12 protein-coding genes, 1 pseudogene and 5 riboswitches are annotated in these 18435 nt (G+C 64.0%); of the genes and pseudogenes, 10 read left to right on the top strand and 3 right to left on the bottom strand.

Features of this window, described 5'->3' with window-relative positions:
- Positions 1-36: 36 nt before the first annotated feature.
- A riboswitch (Fluoride riboswitch) is annotated at positions 37-122 on the bottom strand.
- A 204-nt stretch (positions 123-326) separates the two neighbouring features.
- A riboswitch (Fluoride riboswitch) is annotated at positions 327-389 on the top strand.
- Between the two features lie 31 nt (positions 390-420).
- The 10 genes from IEY07_RS20995 to IEY07_RS20950 all read left to right on the top strand — a co-directional run bounded on the left by IEY07_RS20995 (position 421) and on the right by IEY07_RS20950 (position 11923).
- A complete protein-coding gene (locus tag IEY07_RS20995) occupies positions 421-1377 on the top strand; it encodes a respiratory chain complex I subunit 1 family protein (protein WP_188897562.1) in 957 nt (318 codons plus the stop codon).
- Entirely contained in the window at positions 1377-2045 is a 669-nt protein-coding gene (locus IEY07_RS20990) for a hydrogenase (protein WP_188897560.1), read from the top strand. Before IEY07_RS20995 ends, IEY07_RS20990 begins: the two co-directional genes overlap by 1 nt.
- Positions 2046-2134: 89 nt before the next feature.
- A complete protein-coding gene (locus IEY07_RS20985) occupies positions 2135-3499 on the top strand; it encodes a proton-conducting transporter transmembrane domain-containing protein (protein ID WP_229670445.1) in 1365 nt (454 codons plus the stop codon).
- A gap of 1 nt (position 3500) precedes the next feature.
- Positions 3501-5003 (top strand): hydrogenase large subunit, encoded by a 1503-nt coding sequence (locus tag IEY07_RS20980; RefSeq protein WP_188897556.1) that lies wholly within the window; start codon positions 3501-3503, stop codon positions 5001-5003.
- Between the two features lie 444 nt (positions 5004-5447).
- The gene (locus IEY07_RS24370) at positions 5448-5993 is read left to right on the top strand and encodes an NADH-quinone oxidoreductase subunit B family protein (protein WP_229670443.1); all 546 of its coding nucleotides are present in this window, start codon (positions 5448-5450) and stop codon (positions 5991-5993) included.
- On the top strand, positions 5990-8047 hold the full coding sequence (locus IEY07_RS20970; protein WP_188897552.1) for a proton-conducting transporter transmembrane domain-containing protein: 2058 nt from the start codon (positions 5990-5992) through the stop codon (positions 8045-8047). The genes IEY07_RS24370 and IEY07_RS20970 overlap by 4 nt, the downstream gene beginning before the upstream one ends.
- Before the next feature lie 73 nt (positions 8048-8120).
- Positions 8121-8195, top strand: a riboswitch (Fluoride riboswitch).
- 12 nt (positions 8196-8207) lie between these two features.
- A complete protein-coding gene (locus tag IEY07_RS20965; RefSeq protein WP_188897550.1) occupies positions 8208-8729 on the top strand; it encodes a universal stress protein in 522 nt (173 codons plus the stop codon).
- Between the two features lie 819 nt (positions 8730-9548).
- Entirely contained in the window at positions 9549-10127 is a 579-nt protein-coding gene (locus IEY07_RS20960; protein WP_188897548.1) for a fluoride efflux transporter FluC, read from the top strand.
- Entirely contained in the window at positions 10124-10501 is a 378-nt protein-coding gene (crcB, locus tag IEY07_RS20955) for a fluoride efflux transporter CrcB (protein WP_188897546.1), read from the top strand. The genes IEY07_RS20960 and crcB overlap by 4 nt, the downstream gene beginning before the upstream one ends.
- A gap of 849 nt (positions 10502-11350) precedes the next feature.
- Positions 11351-11923, top strand: coding sequence for an RNA polymerase sigma factor sigma-70 region 4 domain-containing protein (locus IEY07_RS20950; protein WP_188897544.1), 573 nt, complete (start codon positions 11351-11353; stop codon positions 11921-11923).
- Between the two features lie 477 nt (positions 11924-12400).
- On the opposite strand, the pseudogene IEY07_RS20945 reads toward IEY07_RS20950, so the two are convergent.
- The 3 genes and pseudogenes from IEY07_RS20945 to IEY07_RS20935 all read right to left on the bottom strand — a co-directional run.
- Positions 12401-13045: pseudogene (locus IEY07_RS20945) on the bottom strand (ABC transporter ATP-binding protein); the annotation flags it as partial.
- 342 nt (positions 13046-13387) lie between these two features.
- Positions 13388-13461, bottom strand: a riboswitch (Fluoride riboswitch).
- Between the two features lie 53 nt (positions 13462-13514).
- Positions 13515-14195, bottom strand: coding sequence for a hypothetical protein (locus IEY07_RS20940; RefSeq protein WP_188897541.1), 681 nt, complete (start codon positions 14193-14195; stop codon positions 13515-13517).
- A gap of 396 nt (positions 14196-14591) precedes the next feature.
- Positions 14592-14692, bottom strand: a riboswitch (Fluoride riboswitch).
- A 322-nt stretch (positions 14693-15014) separates the two neighbouring features.
- Positions 15015-17687 carry a dynamin family protein gene (locus IEY07_RS20935; RefSeq protein WP_188897538.1) on the bottom strand — a complete coding sequence of 891 codons (2673 nt, stop codon included), beginning with the start codon at positions 17685-17687 and terminating at the stop codon, positions 15015-15017.
- Between the last annotated feature and the right edge of the window lie 748 nt (positions 17688-18435).

Raw genomic sequence — 18435 nt, 5'->3', positions numbered from 1 at the left:
ACACTCCTCCCTGCTGACACGCCCGGTAGCGCGTCGGGTCAGGTAGGAGTTATCAGCGACTGCGGTTCGGCAGCTGACCTCTTTTTGGGTCCTGCCGGGCGAACCCCATCGCCCACGATCAAAGCATAGCAATCGAGCTTCGACGGTCGACAAGTCCTTATGAACGAATCACCGATACCGATAGTGCGATCTTGATCACTTTCGGATTGTCCGGCGGCCATTGCCGTGGAGACTCGACGGCTGCTGATACGCTCGCGGTGTTCGCCAGTGATAACGACGATGACCGGGTGCCGAAGTCGGGATCCGTGGACGGCTCGGACGGACCGGCCGTTACAGGTGATGAGGCCCGCCGAAACCGCGGAGATTCCGCTGATGGCTTCTACCCCATGGCAGTGATGCGTGCGGTAGGAGGTGTCGGGTTTGGAGTTCTCGCCGGTTGCAGTTCAGGCGTTCCAGGTCGGCACCATCGCGTTGTGTTCGCCGGGCGTCAGTGGCGTGATCGCCAAGATCGAGGCCCGGTTCCAGGGCCGGCGCGGGCCTCGGATTCTGCAGCCCTACTACGACTTGATCAAGCTGTTCGGTAAGGAATCGCTGGCACCGAGCGGGTCGAGTGCAGCGTTCCTGCTGGCGCCGATCGTGGCGTTCGCCTGCTATTTGACGGTGCCGCTGCTGATCCCGGTCCTGACAACCTATGGGCTGCCGCTGGGCACCATGGGCGACATCCTGGGCGGCAGTCTGATCCTGGCGCTGGCCGCTTTTGCCGTCGCCGTCGCTGCCGCTGATACCGGTGCCCCGTACGCACAGATGGGCTCGAGCCGGACGACCACGTTCTCCGCCATCACCGAGCCGGTGATGCTGTTCGTGATCTTCACCGTCGGATTCCTGACCGGCACCGATCTGCCGTACAAGCTGGCCGCGACCGTCACCTCCTCGGCGTCCCAGGTCGTCCGGCCGTCGCACCTGTTGGCAGCCGCCGCACTGTTCCTGGTGATCCTGACCGAGACCAGCCGGATCCCGGTGGAGAGTCACAGCGGAACCAACGAATTTGGGATGATCGAGCAGGCCCGGTCGCTCGAGCACTCCGGGCCGTACGCCGCCCTCCTGGTGTGGGGGTCGGCCATGAAGCAGATGATCTTGTACACCATTTTGCTCAACGTCTTCGTCGCGCCGTGGGGATTGGCCGCCAGCGGGAAGCCGCTGCTGGTCGCGGTGGCGATAGTCACGCTGGTAGCCAAGTGTTGCGCAGTAGGGTTCTTCGTCACCGTGATCGACAACTCCTTCGCCAAACTCCGCTTGTTCAAGATCACCGAGTTCGTCGCCGCAGCGTTCCTGCTGGCGGTCCTGGCAGTGCTGACCATCTATCTCGGAGGTGGCTGATGCAGGTCGTCGCGCCCAGCACGGTGAACGGTGTCGCGAGCACGATCGCCGTTCTGGTCCTGCTGGTCGAGTTCGGAATGCTCCGTGCCGGCCTGCTGCGTTCCCAGGTCAGGCTGTACGCGGCCCAGTCATTGATCGCGTCATTGCTCGCGGTGTTCCTCGGGGTCGTACGCCACGAGCCGGAGCTGCTGATTCTGGCCGGCCTGTCGATCGCGTTGAAAACAGTCGTCGTGCCGCTTGTGGTGCTGCGTCTGGTGCGGCAGTCAGGTACCGCTACGACGGGTAGCGGCATTCTCAAGCCCGCCGGGGCCGCACTGGTCGCACTTGCCGTCGCCGGCTTCGGATTCTTCGCTGTCGGCCGGTCGGGACTGCGGGTCGACGGTCTGTCTCCCACCGTTCTGGGTTCGGCCGTCGCGATCATCGCCGTCGCATTCGTCCTGATGATCATCCGTAACGACGTCGTCTCCCAAGCGGTGGGCTTCTTCTCGCTGGAGAACGGGGTCTCGGTGGCCAGCCTGGTGGTCGCGGCCGGGATGCCGCTGATCCTGGAGGTGGCCTTCCTGTTCGATCTGCTCGTCGCCGTGGTCGTGTTCGGAGTACTGATGCGGGTCCACCACGAGGAACAGTCGACGTTGTCCACCGCCCAGCTCACCGACCTGCGAGGCTGACGATGCAACTGCTGATCCTTGTGATGCTGGGCGGTCTAGTAGGGATTGCCTGCCTGCTGATGCCGCCGCGGGCGGCTCGCGTTGCCACCGTGGCGTCTGGTGTGATCTCGCTCGGGCTCGCCGTTTCGCTGATCGCCGACGTCACCCACGGTCCCCTCAGGTTCGGGTTCCTTCGCGCCGATTCGCTCTCTGTCGTGTTCGTCCTCACGGCGGCATTCTTGTATGCGTCGGCGGCGGTATATGCGATTGGCTACGTGAACAGGTCGGCGCCGGCCGGCTACCAGCGGCGGTTCCTGTTCGGGTTGAACATCTTCGGTTGGGCGATGATCTGTGCGCCGCTGGTCGATGGTCTGGCGTTGCTCTGGGTCGCGATCGAGGTAACGACCGTAGTGTCCGCACTGATGGTCGCAGTCGACCGGACTCGGGCAGCAGCGGAGGCCGCGTGGAAGTATCTGTTGATCGCCAGTGCCGGCCTGGGGATCGGGCTGTTCGCGACCATCATCATCTACCACGCGGGGACAACGGTGTACGGGCTCTCCTACGACCTGACCCTGAACCAGATGATCGCTGCCGGCGGCCGGCTCGACTCCCATGCCGCCCGGCTGGCTTTCGTCCTTGCGGTGCTGGGTTATGGCACCAAAGTCGGCCTGGCGCCGGTCCACACTTGGCTGCCAGATGCGCACACGGAGGCACCGACTCCGATCTCGGCGATGTTGTCCGGGTCCTTGCTGGCGGTGTCGTTCTATGCCGTGCTCCGCTATGTGCAGATCACCCAGCTGAGTGTCGGCGCCGGGTTCGTCCATACTGTGCTGATCGTGTTCGGCCTGCTGTCCCTGTTCATCGCAGCGTTCTCACTGCTCGTCCAGCGTGACCTCAAGCGACTGCTCGCCTATTCGAGCATCGAGCACATGGGATTGTTGTGCCTCGGCGTCGGCTTCGGCGCGCCGATCGCGCTCACCGGCGTGCTATTGCACATTCTTGCGCACGCCGCAGCGAAGGGGAACGCGTTTTTCTGTGCTGGGGTGATCATGCACAAGTACGGGACGAAAGACATCGGCTCGATCCGCGGAGGGTTGGACAAGCTGCCCTGGACGGGGCCGCTGCTGGTCGCCTCCGTGCTCGCCCTGTCCGCCTTCCCACCGTTCGGATTGTTCCGGTCGGAATTCATGATCATCGCCGGTGGCCTCGCCAGGAGTTCGGTCATGGTGGTCGCGGCCCTGCTGGTGCTGATCACAATCGCGTTCGTCGGGCTGATCCGCGCAACGACCTCCACGATGTTCGTTCCCGCCCGCCCGGGGACGCCGGCTGCCGCACTCCCGCGTTCCGAGCCGAGCGCGTGGATGGTCGTCCCGATCGTGGTCGGTTCGCTGGCCCTGGTCGTTCTCGGCATCCATCCGCCCGATCAGGTGATGGCCCTGCTCGGGCAAGCGGTCACCGAGTTCGGGGAGCGGTGACATGCCGGACACTCGAGCCGTCGCCTCGGTGGATCTGGATTCGTGGCGCGATTCCATCGTGAAAAGGGCCTCAGCGGCGGGTGGACGTCTGGCCGTCCTGATGGCCACCGCCCAGCCGGACTCGGTCGTTGTCACCGCGATCGTGGCAGATGAGCAGGAATCCCTCGCCCAGATCAGCACGACACTGGTGGGCGACCAGATCGAAGTTCCCAGCCTGACAGACGATCTGCCGGCGGCGCTGTGGTACGAGCGGGAGATTCACGACCTCTTCGGAATCGTCCCGATCGGACATCCGCGTCTCGATCCGCTGATCCTGCCGGTCGAAGACGCCGCGATACGGCCCCGGCCAGGCTTAGTGGGACGCGTCTCAGACGTCCGGAGCCGTCCAGTAGAGCGGACCGATGCCCAGGTCACGGGCGAGGGGGTGTTCGTCTACCCGCACGGGCCGGTCCGATCGGCTGCGTTGGAATCAATCGAGTACGACATCGAGACCCCTGGTGAAGACATTCCGTACCCGCAGATCCGCGTCTATTACAAGCATCGCGGGCTAGAGAAGCGATTCGAACAGCTCACCGTCGACGACGGCGCGCTGCTCGCCGAGCGGGTCGAGGGTATCGCCAGCGTCTCCCATGCCACGGCATTCGCAACCGCGGTGGAGGCCGTGCACCTGACGGTCATCCCGCAGGTGGCGTCATCGGTTCGGGTGTTCTATGCAGAGCTGGAACGGATGGCCAACCATCTTGATGTAGTGACCCGGCTCTGCGATGCGGCCGCGCTGGCCGTCGCCACGGCGAGATTCAGCTGGCACAAGGAGAGGGTACTGAGGCTGATGTCTGATTGCTCGGGCAGCCGGTTCGGCCGCGGCGTCGTCGTGCCCGGAGGCGTAACGGCATTGCCGGCCGTCGGAGCCGACCGACTCAGATCGGCAGTCGGACGGCTGGCCGCAGATATCCGATCCGACGCCGACGCGCTGATGTTGACCCCGTCCTTTCTCGATCGACTTCGCGGCACCGGCATCCTGAACCCTGAGTTGGCCGACCGGCACGGGGCCATCGGTCCAATCGGCCGCGCATCGGGGTCGGTGCACGATGTGCGGCACGTCGACGATTCGCCTTACCGGGACGTCGGCCTACTGGAGGTTCCCAGTTCCGATGACGGAGACGCACTGGCCAGATTGACCATCCGATGGTCGGAGATCAATACGTCAGTGGGATATCTGTTGGAAGCGATTCACGACCTGGACCGCAGTAACCCCGATGGACCGTTGACGGTGCCGATCACCCGCGATCTGACAGGAAGCGGCATCGGCCGGGTCGAGGCACCCCAGGGCGAATTGATCTATCTGCTGCAACTAGACGGCGGCCGGATCCGTCGGTGCAAGCCCAGGACGGCCTCCTTCCACAACCTGCCGCTGTTCCATGCCGTATTCACCACCGACATCCTGACCGATTTTCCCTTCATCGAAGCGAGTTTCGGGCTGTCCTCAGCAGGGGTCGCCATGTAAGGCATGCTTCCGCTTCGTCCGTCACCGCCACCTAAGTAACCGCTCGAACAACCGCTCGAACAACCGCTCGAACAATTGATGAGCACCGAATTGGCCCGAACGAACCCACTCACCGAAAGGACCACGATGGCCTGGATCACCCGGGGCCTTCGCAACGGAGTCCTCACCACCCGCTACCCGCGGCGTCCGGACGAGTACGCCGACCAGTTCCAGGGATCAGTCGACGTTGTTGTACCGGGCTCGAGAGATGATCCACAGGGATCAGTCCCGGCGGATTCGGAGACGGTGCTGGCCGAACGGCCACTCCCCCCGTGTCCGACTGGTGCGATCAGCTGGGGAGACAACAGTCTGCCCCGGATCGACCGCGGGCGGTGCATACTGTGCGGCCGCTGTGTCGAAGACCAGCCCGACCGCTTCACGCAGCGACAGGGTTCCGAGGTCGCAGTGGTCGATCGGCGTCAGCTCCTCGTCCCGCGGCCCGGCCAGGATTCGGGCCGGAACGCCGGCGGGGATCTGGACGAGCTGCGCCGGTCACTGTCCGCCCGGACCCGCAGGTTCCGACGCTCACTGTATTTACGCCACATCGATCTCGGCTCGGACGGCTCGGAGGAGTGGGAGATTACCGCCCTGCTCAATCCGGTCTATGACATCCACCGGTTGGGCCTCTTCTTCACCACGACGCCACGGCATGCGGACCTGTTGATGATCACCGGGGCCGGAGCTCGTTCCATGATCGGGCCGCTGCAACGCACGCTGGAGGCGATAGCCCGACCGTTCGTGGTCATGGCAGTCGGCGCCGATGCGATCAGCGGCGGAATGATCGCTGCCGGTCCAGACGGAAGTTATGCCGTTGTCGGCGGTGTCGGCGAACTAGCCCCGGTCGACGTGTGGGTTCCGGGCTCGCCGCCGTCGCCGTTCATGATCTTGTCGGGCCTCTTGCTCGCGGTCGGCCGGCTGGGGGCACATTCCGATCCAGGGGCTACACCATGACCTGGTTACCACTCCTGGTCGCGGCGGTGTGCCTCGTGCTGGCCGTGCTGAGCGATCTCATACTCGGCGTCCGCAATGGTGTCTGCCGCCCGTTGCCACACTGGCTCTGCGCAGCGGCGGGAGCCTGCTGCGTAGTAGCAGGCATCCTGGCCGTGCTCAGCGGACACCAATGGTCCTGGGGAACAGACTGGCTGTCCACCGGATGGGGCTCGGGCCTCCGGCTGGATCACCTGTCGGGCTTGTTTCTGACCCTGATCGGGATCGTCGAGGTGCCGGTCGCCCTGATCTTCGCCTCGTGGGCGCGGATGACCCGAGCGCTGCGGCGACGAAGCCTGGCAACCTTCCATGCCTCGACCGTTGCCGTCTTGATCACAATCGTCCTGGCCCGCGACGTGTTTACCTTCGTGCTCGGCTGGGAGGGCCTGACACTGCTGTTCTACCTGCTGGCGGGGTATCCGCGGCATCGGCCTGGCCGGGCCCGCGCGAGTCTGATGACGGTCGGGATCAGCAAGGTCGGAGGCGCGGCACTGCTGATGGGCTTGTTGCTGCTGGTCGCCACCAACCACGCCACTGGTTGGCAGCAGCTGGGCGGAACCTCAGGCTTCACCCGACACGGCCTTCCATACCTGCTGTTGATCGTCGCCTTCGCTGCGAAGGTCGGCCTGGCGCCGTTGCACGTCTGGATGCCGGAAGGCTACGCCGCCGCGCCGGGCCCTGCCCGGGCGCTGATGTCAGGAGTTGCCACCCTGGTCGGCTTCTACGGTCTCTGGAGGACCGCGCAGGTCCTCGGTCGGCCACCACTGTGGCTGATCGTGATCATCCTGGTGATGTCCGGAATCACCGCCCTGCTGGGGATCGCGCACACCACCATCCAACAGGACCTGCGCCGCCTGATCAGCTACTCCAGCGTCGAAAATGCAGGCCTGATCGTCACCGGTTACGGAGTGGGTTTGACCGGCATCTTCGTCGGCGCACCCATGATCACCGCGGTGGGAATGCTCGCTGCCACCCTGCAGATGATCACCCACGCGGTCGCCAAGTCGGCCCTGTTCGGCGCGACAGCCACCTTCGAACTCCGTGCCGGAACGACGTGGCTGGACCACCTACGCGGACTCGGGCGTCGAATGCCCGTATCGGGCGCCGTCTTCGGCATCGGCGCCGTCACCCTGGCCGGGCTACCGCCCACCGCCGGCTTCGTGTCCGAGTGGTTCCTACTCGAGGCCCTCCTCCAGCAGTTCCGCGTCGACAGCCTGATCCTCCGGCTGGCGCTGGCAGTCGCCGGCGCCTTACTCGCACTAACCGCCGGCTTCGCGACCGTCGCCTTCGTCCGGATCATCGGACTGGTCATTCTCGGAGCCGACCCCGACCAACCGACCGCGGAACGCCGCGACACCGGCGTCTCAGGCCGAATCGGGCTGATCCTGCTGGGCGGCAGCTGCCTGGCACTTTCCGCCGCAGCACCCTGGGTGATCCATTATCTTGCCCGGGGTCTGACCGAAATAGTGCCGTCCATGATCACCGACCATGCAGTGTCGACGGGATGGGTGCTCGGGCCTGTATTCCGGGACTTCTCTGTCCTGTCACCAACCTGGCTGTGGATCGAATTGCCCACAGCCGCTGTGCTAACAGCGTTCGTCGCCTGGCTGCTGTCCGGTCGGACCTTAGCCCACGTACGGCGAGTGCCGGCCTGGCGGTCGGCAACCGACGGCCGGACCACCCCTATGCGCTACACGCCCTTCGGCTACGCCAACCCGACCCGACGGGTGCTGGCCAGCGTCCTGCTGACCCGATCATCGGTACAGGCTCTGGAGAACATCCCTGAGCAGGCCGGCACCGACATCGATCCTCGCGCTCACGAGCACCCGACGCCGCGGTTGGGCTACCGAGTCGATGTCGTCGAACTCTTCGACCGCTACGGTTACCAGCCCCTGCTCAAATTGCTCGATCGGGTGGCACACACGGTCACCCGTGTCCAGTCAGGACGGTTGGACGCCTACCTCGGCTACATGCTCGGCGCCTTGATCATTCTCATCTCGATCGCCGTGCTCCGATGAATCCCACCGGCCCAACATCAGCACTACTCCACACACCAACGATCCTCGCATTCGCCAAGGTGATCATGCTACGGTCGGACGTGGCGATGGAGTCCGCCGGAGACAACGTTGTCTCGAACCGCATTGGGCTGATGACACCTAGCAGCGTTGAGGAGACGTCATGCCCGAAGACTCTGGCCGCCCTGTCACATCGTGCGTACTGGTCGGCGTCAAACCAAACCAGCGAGAAGCCGTGGTCGCCACCGCCGCCAAGCTTGCCGAACTGTTCAACGTCACCCTGGTCTGCGCCCACGTGGATGAAAGCCGCATCGAGACGCGCCTCAACGCCGACGGCACCATGCAATCGGAGCCGCTAGATCCCGACATCGTCGAGGATCCGACCACGGCCTTCGACAGCCAGTGGCGCGAGCAGCTCACCTCCATCGTTCCGCCCAGTATCACGGTCGTCTTCCGTGACCTTGCCGGCGAGACTGCCCACGCACTCGCCGAAGAGGCTGAGAAACTCGGCGCCGAAGTCATCGTCGTCGGAACCCGCACCGGCGGGATCGGGACCAGCATCCAAGAGTTCTTCCGCGGCTCACCAGCAGTCCATCTCGCCCACCGGCAATGGCGTCCGGTCGTCGTCGTCCCCGTCTCACCCTCACACCCCGATCACCCCCTGCCCTGGGAATCCGGAACCTGACGTCCCAATCGGGGACGAATCTGTCGACTGCCCGCAGTCTCCAAGTTGCCGACGGCAGAGTTGTTCTCGCTAAGGCTCCACGAGCGAGCCCGAAGACCCGTTAGTTCGCCACCCAGCACTGGACGGGCATTCCCTTTGTGTGCCCACACAAGCGGCCAACACAAGCGGCCAACCCAAGCGGCCAACCCAACGGCCAACCCAAGCGGTCCGCGCAACAGTCCAGGGTTCCCGCCCCCGGCCATGCGCATCGAATCGATGCATGGAATCGAATAGTCGTATGCGGTACCGTCAGCAGTGGCCACCGTGCATCGGTCTTGATATGGGGTCCATCACCAAGGTCTCATCAAGCTGATACGTTGCACGGCGGCCGTCTGCGTTCAAGGAATACGCCACAAGCCTCGACCGTCGCCTGCAAACGACGCCACGCCATGCCGGCCCGGTTCTGCCGCCGCGACGCGCTACTGCTCGCCTCGTGCATACTGGGACGCCGCCGGTCGGCTTCATGAACCTCTCGTGAATGTCGCCCGTGGACCTCGCCGAGTCACGCTGCAACTCGGCTCGATCCAACAAACCCATCAGTCCCTCGTTTGGGTTTGCTGCGGATCCTCCGCGACGCGCATCCCTTACAACAAGGCCTTGCACGTCCACTCCCCACAGGCGCCAGCTGCCAGCCACGCCAAGATCCAGAGGCGATTGCCCCACCTTGTGAAGTGAACCCCACGCCCGCCGGGGCTGCGTGATTCGCGCTCATGGCGCTGGTGTATCGTCAGGCTAGAGGCGATGGATCCCGCCGGAGTGCTCTGCGCTCGAAGTGCCAGCATGGCTGACGGCTCCTACCAGACTGCACGAGGGAGAAAGGCTCGAGCACTGGAAGAGAAAGAGGAGACGTCCGTTGAATCCCCAAACTATGGCAGCTTGCCAGTCGACAGTGACATCGAAGTTGACGACATCACACCGTCGACGGCGCCACGCCCGGTCCATCTGCAGTGGCGATACGTAGCCCTTGTTGCCCTGGGCGGTGCCATCGGGACGGCTGCGCGAGTCACGCTCAGCATGATCATCCCGTCAGATGTCTTTCCGCTCGGAATTTTTGTTATCAATGTCACCGGTGCGTTCGCCCTGGGTGTTCTCCTCGAGCTGCTGATCAATTTCGGCCCAGATGAAGGACATCGTCGCCGGTTGCGCCTGTTCATCGGCACCGGCTTCATGGGCGGATACACCACCTACAGCACCCTCGCCGTCGGCACTGCCCAGGTGATCGTCGGCGGGCATCCATGGATCGGAGCTTTCTACGCTCTCGTCTCAGTCATAACCGGTGCCGCGGCCGGTTTTGCTGGCATAGCAGTCGCCGCTGAAGCACACCGGTGGGGACGCGCCCCGAAACGAGACGAATCATGACGCCGCTCGTATTCCTCGCGGTATGCGCAGCTGGCGGCGTCGGGTCGGCATCGCGTTTTGTCGTCGACGGATTGGTTCGGACACGTTTCCGGACAGTGTTTCCCGCCGGCACCGCAATCATCAACATCTCCGGCTCGTTCATCCTCGGCCTGCTCACCGGCCTCATGCTTGGCTCTGTCCTGCCACAGGGCTGGGAGTTGATTCTCGGCACCGGCATCATGGGCGGGTATACGACGTTCAGCACCGCAAGTGTCGAGACGATGCGTCTTGTCCAGCAGCGAGAATACTCCCAGGCAGTCGTCAACGGCTTCGGCGTCATCTTGGCCACGGTCCTCGTCGGATTAGCCGGCCTGTGGCTCGGCAGCATCCTATGAACCTGCGGCTGCACAGAACTTGTCCGCCCACGCCTTGGGCATAACCACTGCAAGGTCCACGTCCACATGCACGCCCACGTGCACGTCCACGCAGGGGCTCGCCGAGGGTCGTCGACACCCGGGCGGGTCCAAAGCTCCCGTCGTCTGAGTACATGGCAACGGCCCGCTCACGAAATCCAGAGGACCACTGGGTTTCGGCCTTCCTCTGCCGACCGCTGTACGGTCGGGATAGCTCAACGCAATGACGGCCCAAGCAGTGACGCTTCAGACGGCGAAACAGCTCGAACTCCTACAGTGTCGTTCTCAGCAGAATTGGGCCGACCTCCAGGCACCCAAACACCTGTCACACGTCTTCCCCAACGTGAATGCTTCCTCAACTCGCGCTCGGGATCGGCCCCGAACCCTAGCGATCGGTTGCCCGGTCAGCTTAGGATGGGCAGACGGCGGTGGGGCTCGCCGATATCCGTCCGAAGGCCACAGCGACGTGGCCGTTGGGCCAACAGTCCCTACCTGCGCGGCGACGCGACGAGTAGGGGCATGAGTTGACGGGCTCCCTCCCGACAACTCGTCGCACGTCGTGTCGTCGCGCAGACCTAATGTGCTGCGACTGACGAGGAAGACGATGCCCAGGCTGAGTCGATATTGGCGAGGATTTCGTTCTCTGCGAGAGTTCCCGCACAACCATGCGCGGCCGGGTAATAGCTGGCGCTCGAGCACGGTGGTGGGCAACCAGAACGACAGAATCTGTGTGGGCCAACCTGATCGTGGTGATCACCGAGGGCTTCATCCAGTCGGTCCCGACCCGACAGGTCGATGAGGACCGGCCGACCGGCCAAACCAACGGCACCGTTGGCGCGCGACTACCTGGCCGGACTATCCATCAAGGAGGTGGCCGACAAGCATCAGGTGTCCAGGCCATTGGTCCGTCGTGCACTCGCTAAAGAAGGCATTGCGCGTCGTCCCACCCGACAACCGGATCCGAAGCGTGAGCTAGCAATCCTCCGGCTTCGCGATGACCTCGATCTGAGTTGGGCCGAGATTGCAGAGATCATCGGCGCTTCCTCGACGACGGCCCAACGCCATCACGCCAACGCGACCCCTGCACCACTGTGTCGCTCTGGCGGTATCCAAGAGTCTGGGCAACCTCCGGCCGACATGTTCGCGTGCCGCAAGATGGCGATCGAAATCGCAGCAGATTCAGATCTGGATCCGGAGCCTATCCTCAGGCATTTCCGCGACGGCGAGCTGACCGGTCGGCGAAGAAACCGCCCCCGTGCGCTGCCCCTGTCCGATGTGGAGCTGTGTGATCGCCACGCGGCAGGCGAAACCTACCGGGAGCTGGCTGCTGTCTGTGGGGTGAGCCCGGCACTGATATGGCGTCGGGTCAACGTGCGCAGCTCGCCGGCTGCCGACGCCCCATAAAGAGTCATTCCACACAGAGAGGCGGCGTCGTTCGTTGAGGAGCCACAGGTCGAATATGGCTGCGGTCTCGGGTGCTGGATGAGAGACCGCCGTCGATGATCAGAAGGCCGCGTCGGAGAGTGATCATCGGCGAAGACACAATTCACACCGTCGGCGTCCACGCGGTATCACGAGATCAATCTCCGCGCCGCAGGCGACGTCGAAACCACCGACAGGAAAATACCTCACTGGCCGTCGATCGCACCGCCGGAACGTCACTCCGGGTGCGGGGATCTCCGCGGAGCCGCGTCATCCCCGGTGACGGCGATGGCTCTGCGATCCTTTAGGACGGCGACCGTGACTTGGCTTTGGCTTCTTCGCCTGTTGATTGTTGACCGGTTGCCGCAGATCCTTCTTCGCGAAATCGGTGGGCTGACCCGGACCGGACTGGGTCAGGCCCTCGAGCGCTTCGTGGCCATCTTCCGCTCCAATCACGCTCAGGTGCACAGTCCGGGTGGCGACGCCGTCGACGAGCGACAGATCGTGACTGGCGAACACGATTGCCAGCCCGTTGTTTCGTTCCTGTCGTAGGCGGGTTGTAAGCCATCGGATGCCTTCGCTGTCGAGTCGGGCCTCGGGCTCGTCGAGAATGAGCAGCTTGCGGGGGCGTACGAATGCGGTCGCCAGGGCGAGTCGCTGTTGCTGGCCAGTTGACAGGGTGCCCGGCAGCTGGCCGGACTGCGGGATCAACTGCACCTCATGCAGGATCTCGTCCACGACCGGCTCCGGATCGGTCAGCCCGTGCGCCCGCGCGAGCAGGTCGAGGTGCTCGACGACGCTCAGGTCGGGGAAGAAGTCCAGGTCGTCGATGACGGTGGCCATGTCGCGGCGGATCTCGACCGCGGACTCGGTGAGCTTGGTTCCGTTGACCTCGATGGTGCCGTCGTCGGGCTTGTCGGCGCCCACCAGGCAGCGCAGCAAGGTGGACTTGCCGGCGCCGTTACGTCCGGTGAGCGCGACGGCCTCGCCCTCGCGCACCTCGAGATTGAACTTGTCCAGAATGGTCACCGGTCCGAAGGCGCGCCGCAGACCGGACACCTTCAACACCACTGAACCGCGTCGGCGGCGCTCTGCAACAGCCATTAGCGGATCACCGACTGTCCTCGCCGGCTGATGAGTCCCGGCAGGATCTGGACGAGTAGATTGACCGCCGTTCCGTACGAGCCGGCGCCGACCCAAACCCGGTGGGTATCGGGTCGTGTGGGCCGCACCGGAGCGGTGTAGGCGGGGACCCGTCTCTGCGCAAACTCGGCTAGCAGATCGTCGGCCGCCTCGGCACAACTGAGGTCGAGAATTGCTATCCACGCAGTGTCGGGAACGTGGTTGCCGTGGCCGGTCGGTGGTAGCCAGATCGGCCGCCCGAGACCCTGCACGTGCACCCTCAAACAGCTGGACTGGGTGCTATTGCTCATGGTTGTCGCCTGCCTGTTCGCAGGAACCATCAGCCAAGGTGGCATTCGGCCTGTTCCGGCCTGGCGAGTCCCATCGCCAATGTATGTCCAGTGTAGTTGGCCCCATGTAGTTGAGTGCTTTGACTGGTGCAGTCGCATCGCTAGCCTCGCCGCTTGCCGATGAGGTAGCCGAGATTGAGGGCGAGGATGCGGTCGATGTCGCGGAAGGCGGCGTACTTGTAGCCGGATGGTTGTCTCGGGTCGGTTTCGATTCTGTGCATCAGATTGAGAACTGTCGCGCTGTCGAGATTGGTAGCTAGCGCTCGCTGCATGGTGAGGAGCTGCTGGGCCGGTTTGGTGCGGGGCATGTCGTGCCATCCGGCGACTTTGAACCGCCAGCGCTGCAACGTTTCGATGGCACGGTGTGCACGAGCTCTCGACAGTTCAGCCGGGCTTTCGTGGTGAAACCGCAGGAGGGCAAGTTTCAAAGCGAGCGGATCCTCGTTGATGAGGTCGGCCACGATTTCGTGGAGGGCGGAACCGGCATGGCTCGAGACTGCCCCGACTCGAAGTATTCGTCGTCCAGCCAGCTGGTCGGCCGGCCGGCTCGAGGTGATGATGGTGTCGAAGGAGCCACTGGAGAATGCCATGGCAACTTCGGCCGATCCGGTGGACAACTGGGCGGACTTGACTTGGAATCCTCCAGGCGGGAGGTAGATCCCCTGCTCAGACCGCCGCGTCGTGGGAGGTCTGTCATTGGTTAGGAGAACCAAGGCTGTGTTGCGCCGTCGGATGCCTTCGATCGACCGTCGAAGTAGGTCGGCCACCAGCAGCAGGCGCATATTCGCGACCTCGCCCGATCCCGCTTGGAGTTGCACGACTATCCGGTAGTCGCTCAGCGGATCGGAAGGCGGCATGGCCCTGGCTGGTGGTTGGCGTGACACGACGCTAGACGATCTTGAGCCACAGCCACACGCCTGAGCCCGCAGGCGCTTGTCCGCTGATCGACAGCTCGCTCGCCCAGACCTACCGGCGGCAAGCGATGAACATGGCAGATGCAGCGCCGAATACTGCCGGCATGGCGATTGGGATGGCTGTTGCCAATCGCTCCTGAGTCAGCGCGAGGACTGCCACTGCCGCTACGAGGGGTAGAAAGCAACCGGTGAAGTCGGCGGGATGCTCGTGCTTTCTTTGCGCCCAGCACTTCTCCTCCTGCTGACACGTTCAGTGACGCGTCTATCCAGGTAGGAGTTATCAGCAAGCTGCGGTTCGGCGAGCCACTTCAGATCTCAACTTGGATCCTGGAGCGTGCCAGGCGAACTCCATCGCCGTCGTTGATCATGATAGCAATCGACGTGGTGCCGCTGACAGGCACTGCATTCACGGGGCTGCTGTTCGTCGTGGATCACGATTCCGTCTGCCATACCCCGCACTGCCGATCCCATCGCTGCTGGTCCCTGACAGTGCCGGCCGGGTGCGGCTCGTCCACGGCCCGCAGACTTCGTGACCTTGTGTGGGTCTGCTAGCGGCTTCGGACGCTCGTGAAATGCCCGATAGCACCCGCTCGGCACACCGCAGTCAGACAGGGGCCGCACGACATAAGTTTTCCTCGCGCTGGTGGCGAGTCTGATGCGAGGCTTCGCAGCGCGGCGGCGATCAGTTCAGTCCTCGGACTGTTTCCAGGGGCGGGCCAGGGCTGGTAGGCCCGCTATGAGCCGGAGCACGTCCTCGTAGGCCTTGTTCTCTTCGGTGGTGATGAGGCCACGGCGGATTGCTTCTCGGGCCAGCACGAACGATCTCATGTCTTCGGAGGCTCGATGGAGCTGTGCGGCCAGCGCACGTGTCAGTGTCCTCGCCCGGTGGGTATCAGGCCGGGCGGCAAGAACCGCCGCAAGATGGTGCAGGCACAGTACCGGCGTCCTATCACCACCCGTCATTGCTGCTTCCTGCACGGGGTTCGGACTGTGCGCGACGATTGCCGCTTGCTCGGCCTCGACCCGTGCGAGCTCGATGCAGACACGGCAGCTATCGGTCCGCGTGACCTGCTCTCCGACCGCCCTCGCAAGATCCGGCGCGAATTCCCTGCCGGTTGTCGGCACATCCAGGCTTGCTGGCCGCTGCGCGGCCACCTCATCGAGGGCCGCGGCGAGGGTCTCCGCTAGGCGGGCGTAGCCGGCCGAGATCCCGACCGGGGAAGCCATCGCCGCGTACTCCCAGGTGTGAAGGCGGCAAAACCCTCCTTCGCTCGCATGTTCAGCCTGCGCTCGCTGCATCGTCGCGAGTCGAAATTGTTCGTGGCTCAGCACCTCAGACAGCGCGCGCTGTAAGCGGCTGCAGATCACACACGTCAGCGCCCCGTTGGTGGGCAGTTGCCTGGTTGTCGCAGGCGATGGCATCGCTCCTCTGGGATCAACAGCCTCGACCGCGACGGGGGATGTGTCGTCGACAAGATCACGGAGGCCCGTGCGGAACGTGGGAAGTCCAGTCGCCAGATCCGCCACAGCTTGTCGGTCAGTGTCGCTCGGAGGGACGGTGAGTTGGTGCCTGAAGCGGGTTACCGCTTGGTCGACGTCATGTCTGGCAACATCGGCAAACCGCTCGACCCAGCGCGGGATGGCTGCAACGAGCCGGTCATGTAGCTCGGCGAGAGCGCGATCAGAAGCCAGCTCGATGCCGGTTGCTGTCGCAGCCTGAAATTCCTCCGTCGTCGGTCCGCGCCGACGTGCACGGCGGCCGAAGTCAACTGGGATCGTCCAGGTGGCTGGCGCAATACTGAAGCACGGAACATCGGCAACCGACCACCCTTGGTCGTCCGACGGTCGATCGCCAGACAGTTCAGCCGCCCGCCGCCCCATTGCGACCACTGCGCCATCGGTCCCGGTGAGGTCTCCGATCAGCTCCGCGGCGGCGGTGGTCAGCGCCTCTCGTGTCGCGGCCACGTGCTTGTTCCACCAGGCCTCATAGGTCGGTTGGGTGGAACGCGTCAACAGGGTTGCGATGTCTGCAGAGCTGACATCACTACCCTCACGGCCTTCTGGAGAACCTTCATCCACAATCCGGATCATGTCATCTGTTGTCCGAGACAGTTCGCTGTGCAACTCGGCACGCCACGATGCTCGGCGGGCCCGCAGTAGCCGTGACAGTGCCTGGGAGGCTGTCTGATCCAGCCGGACGACTGTGTCGGCCACTTGTGCCCTCAACCCGGCGACCTCGGTCTCTACCCGATGCGTGATCTCGTTCGCGGTCTCGACGTCCGACCCAAGCTCGCCTAGTCGCAGATCCCGCTGAAGGTCAGCGACAAGCTCTTCGGCGCGCTGTGCGGCACGGTCCAACAACAGCTGCGCCTTCTCCCGCGTCAAGAACCCAAGAAGGTCCTTTTCGAGCGCCGGGAGTCCGCTCTCTGCCAACATTTGATGGTCGCCGGCTGTCCGGGCTTGCAGAGCTTTCAGGGCCGACACTGAGTGGACCGACTGACCGCTCACGTCCCGTTCGGCCAGACGCTCGGAGACGTAGCTCTCGACTTCTGCGACCTGATCTGACGACACCAGGTCGCGCTTATTGATCACAACGAACAGGCGTCCTACGCGCTGCTGCAGTTCGGATACGAATGACAGCTCCGTAGCGGTCAGCGGTGAATCGAACCCTGTGACGAACACCGCAGCATCAGCTTGCGGAAGGTACTGTCGGGTGGTGGCCGTGCTCAGCTCGTCCTCTGAGCCGACACCGGGGGTGTCCACAAACGCGAATCCCAGTCGTAGCAAATTCGCCGGTACCTCAACGTCGGCGCTCACCACCTCCAGCACGGAACGGCGGCTGCCCGATCGCGCAACATAGTCGGCGAGTTCATCTAGTGGAACATCGATCGGTAGCGCTGCGTCCCTGCGGCGGACGGTCGCGCGAGCGGCGCTGCCATAGGTCACGGTCGTCACGACCGATGTCATCGGCAGTGCTCCAGTTGGCAGGTATTCCGCGCCGAGGATGGCGTTCATGAGTGTCGTCTTCCCTCGGCTGAACTGACCGGCAACAGCCAGCCGAAGGCGATCCTCGGCCAGCCGCGCCAAGAGTGCTCGGGCATGTCTCTCGACCGAGTCGTCAGCACGCGAGCGAGCCACGTACAGCGCTGCTCGAATCATGTCAGCCAACGCCAGTCGACGATGTTGGTAGTCCCGCAGATCTGATGGTGTAGCTGCAGCCGTCATCGCGACCGTCCAGCGAAATCCTGCAATGACAAGTCTGCTCCTCTTCCCCGTCCTGACCCACGGCAGGATTGGATCCAAGGAGCCATCAGCGCGACCCAATACGGCGTCGGCGGTCTGGGCGAGCCCCATCGCCATTGGGCCTATTGTCTCCCACCGCCATGCGGAGTTATCAAGCAGGGCGGAGTTACCGAGCTCTGCCAGAACAAGCTCTGCCAGACAATCAGAGGATCCGGGGGCCGTCGTCGCCGGTCGCGGCGTCGTGTAGCGTCCTTGCTGTAAGACTCGCGATGAGGCTCGCGTAACGCTGGGAGCAGGACTGACTCGGCTGATGGCTTCTACCTTCCGGTGCGAAACCACGCTGAGCGGAGCGACCGATGGCAGTAGCGGTGAGTTGGCAGATTCTGGCCGTGCCTGCGCTGTCGCCATCTCACGCTGGCGTGTCGTCACTCGACGAGGCCAAGCTTCATGGGCAGTTCTCAGCGTTGTCGCCGACCCACCTGACCGCCTTCCTGGTGGCCGTCCTCGATGTGCCAATCGTGATCAGACTTTCCGCACGACCCGTCGGTGGCACATCGCCGCCGCGGGACGGTGAAAGACGGGGGCGCAAGGCTCGAATGCGGTGCTCGCTGGTCACTTCTGCAGTGCCGCTCTGGGTAGCGTTGGGCCGGCCGCCGTACCGATCGGTAGCCCAGGTTCGACGAGCGTTAGACCATTGCGCCGAATGACGCAGCGCGAAGCGGCCGCTACGCCCGCATTTCGAAGGCATCGGTATGGGCCGGTCGTCCGGCTCTCCGAGCTGTTGCTGATCCTGCCGGTCTGCCCGTCCGGCGACGTGACCGCACACCTGCTGCATGTCCTGGTCTGCATGTGCTCAGTGTGCCGC

This window comes from Microlunatus endophyticus (assembly GCF_014646195.1).
Lineage (GTDB): Bacteria > Actinomycetota > Actinomycetes > Propionibacteriales > Propionibacteriaceae > Microlunatus > Microlunatus endophyticus.
This window is presented reverse-complemented; position numbering and strand designations above follow the sequence as displayed.

What these genes read in the sequence shown, in the direction of transcription:
- IEY07_RS20990 (WP_188897560.1), top strand. Translation starts at nt 1,377, where the DNA reads ATGCAGGTCGTCGCGCCCAGCACGGTGAACGGTGTCGCGAGCACGATC.
- IEY07_RS20980 (WP_188897556.1), top strand. Translation starts at nt 3,501, where the DNA reads ATGCCGGACACTCGAGCCGTCGCCTCGGTGGATCTGGATTCGTGGCGC.
- IEY07_RS20970 (WP_188897552.1), top strand. Translation starts at nt 5,990, where the DNA reads ATGACCTGGTTACCACTCCTGGTCGCGGCGGTGTGCCTCGTGCTGGCC.
- IEY07_RS20965 (WP_188897550.1), top strand. Translation starts at nt 8,208, where the DNA reads ATGCCCGAAGACTCTGGCCGCCCTGTCACATCGTGCGTACTGGTCGGC.
- IEY07_RS20960 (WP_188897548.1), top strand. Translation starts at nt 9,549, where the DNA reads ATGGCTGACGGCTCCTACCAGACTGCACGAGGGAGAAAGGCTCGAGCA.
- crcB (WP_188897546.1), top strand. Translation starts at nt 10,124, where the DNA reads ATGACGCCGCTCGTATTCCTCGCGGTATGCGCAGCTGGCGGCGTCGGG.
- IEY07_RS20940 (WP_188897541.1), bottom strand. Translation starts at nt 14,195, where the DNA reads ATGCGCCTGCTGCTGGTGGCCGACCTACTTCGACGGTCGATCGAAGGC.
- IEY07_RS20935 (WP_188897538.1), bottom strand. Translation starts at nt 17,687, where the DNA reads ATGGCGATGGGGCTCGCCCAGACCGCCGACGCCGTATTGGGTCGCGCT.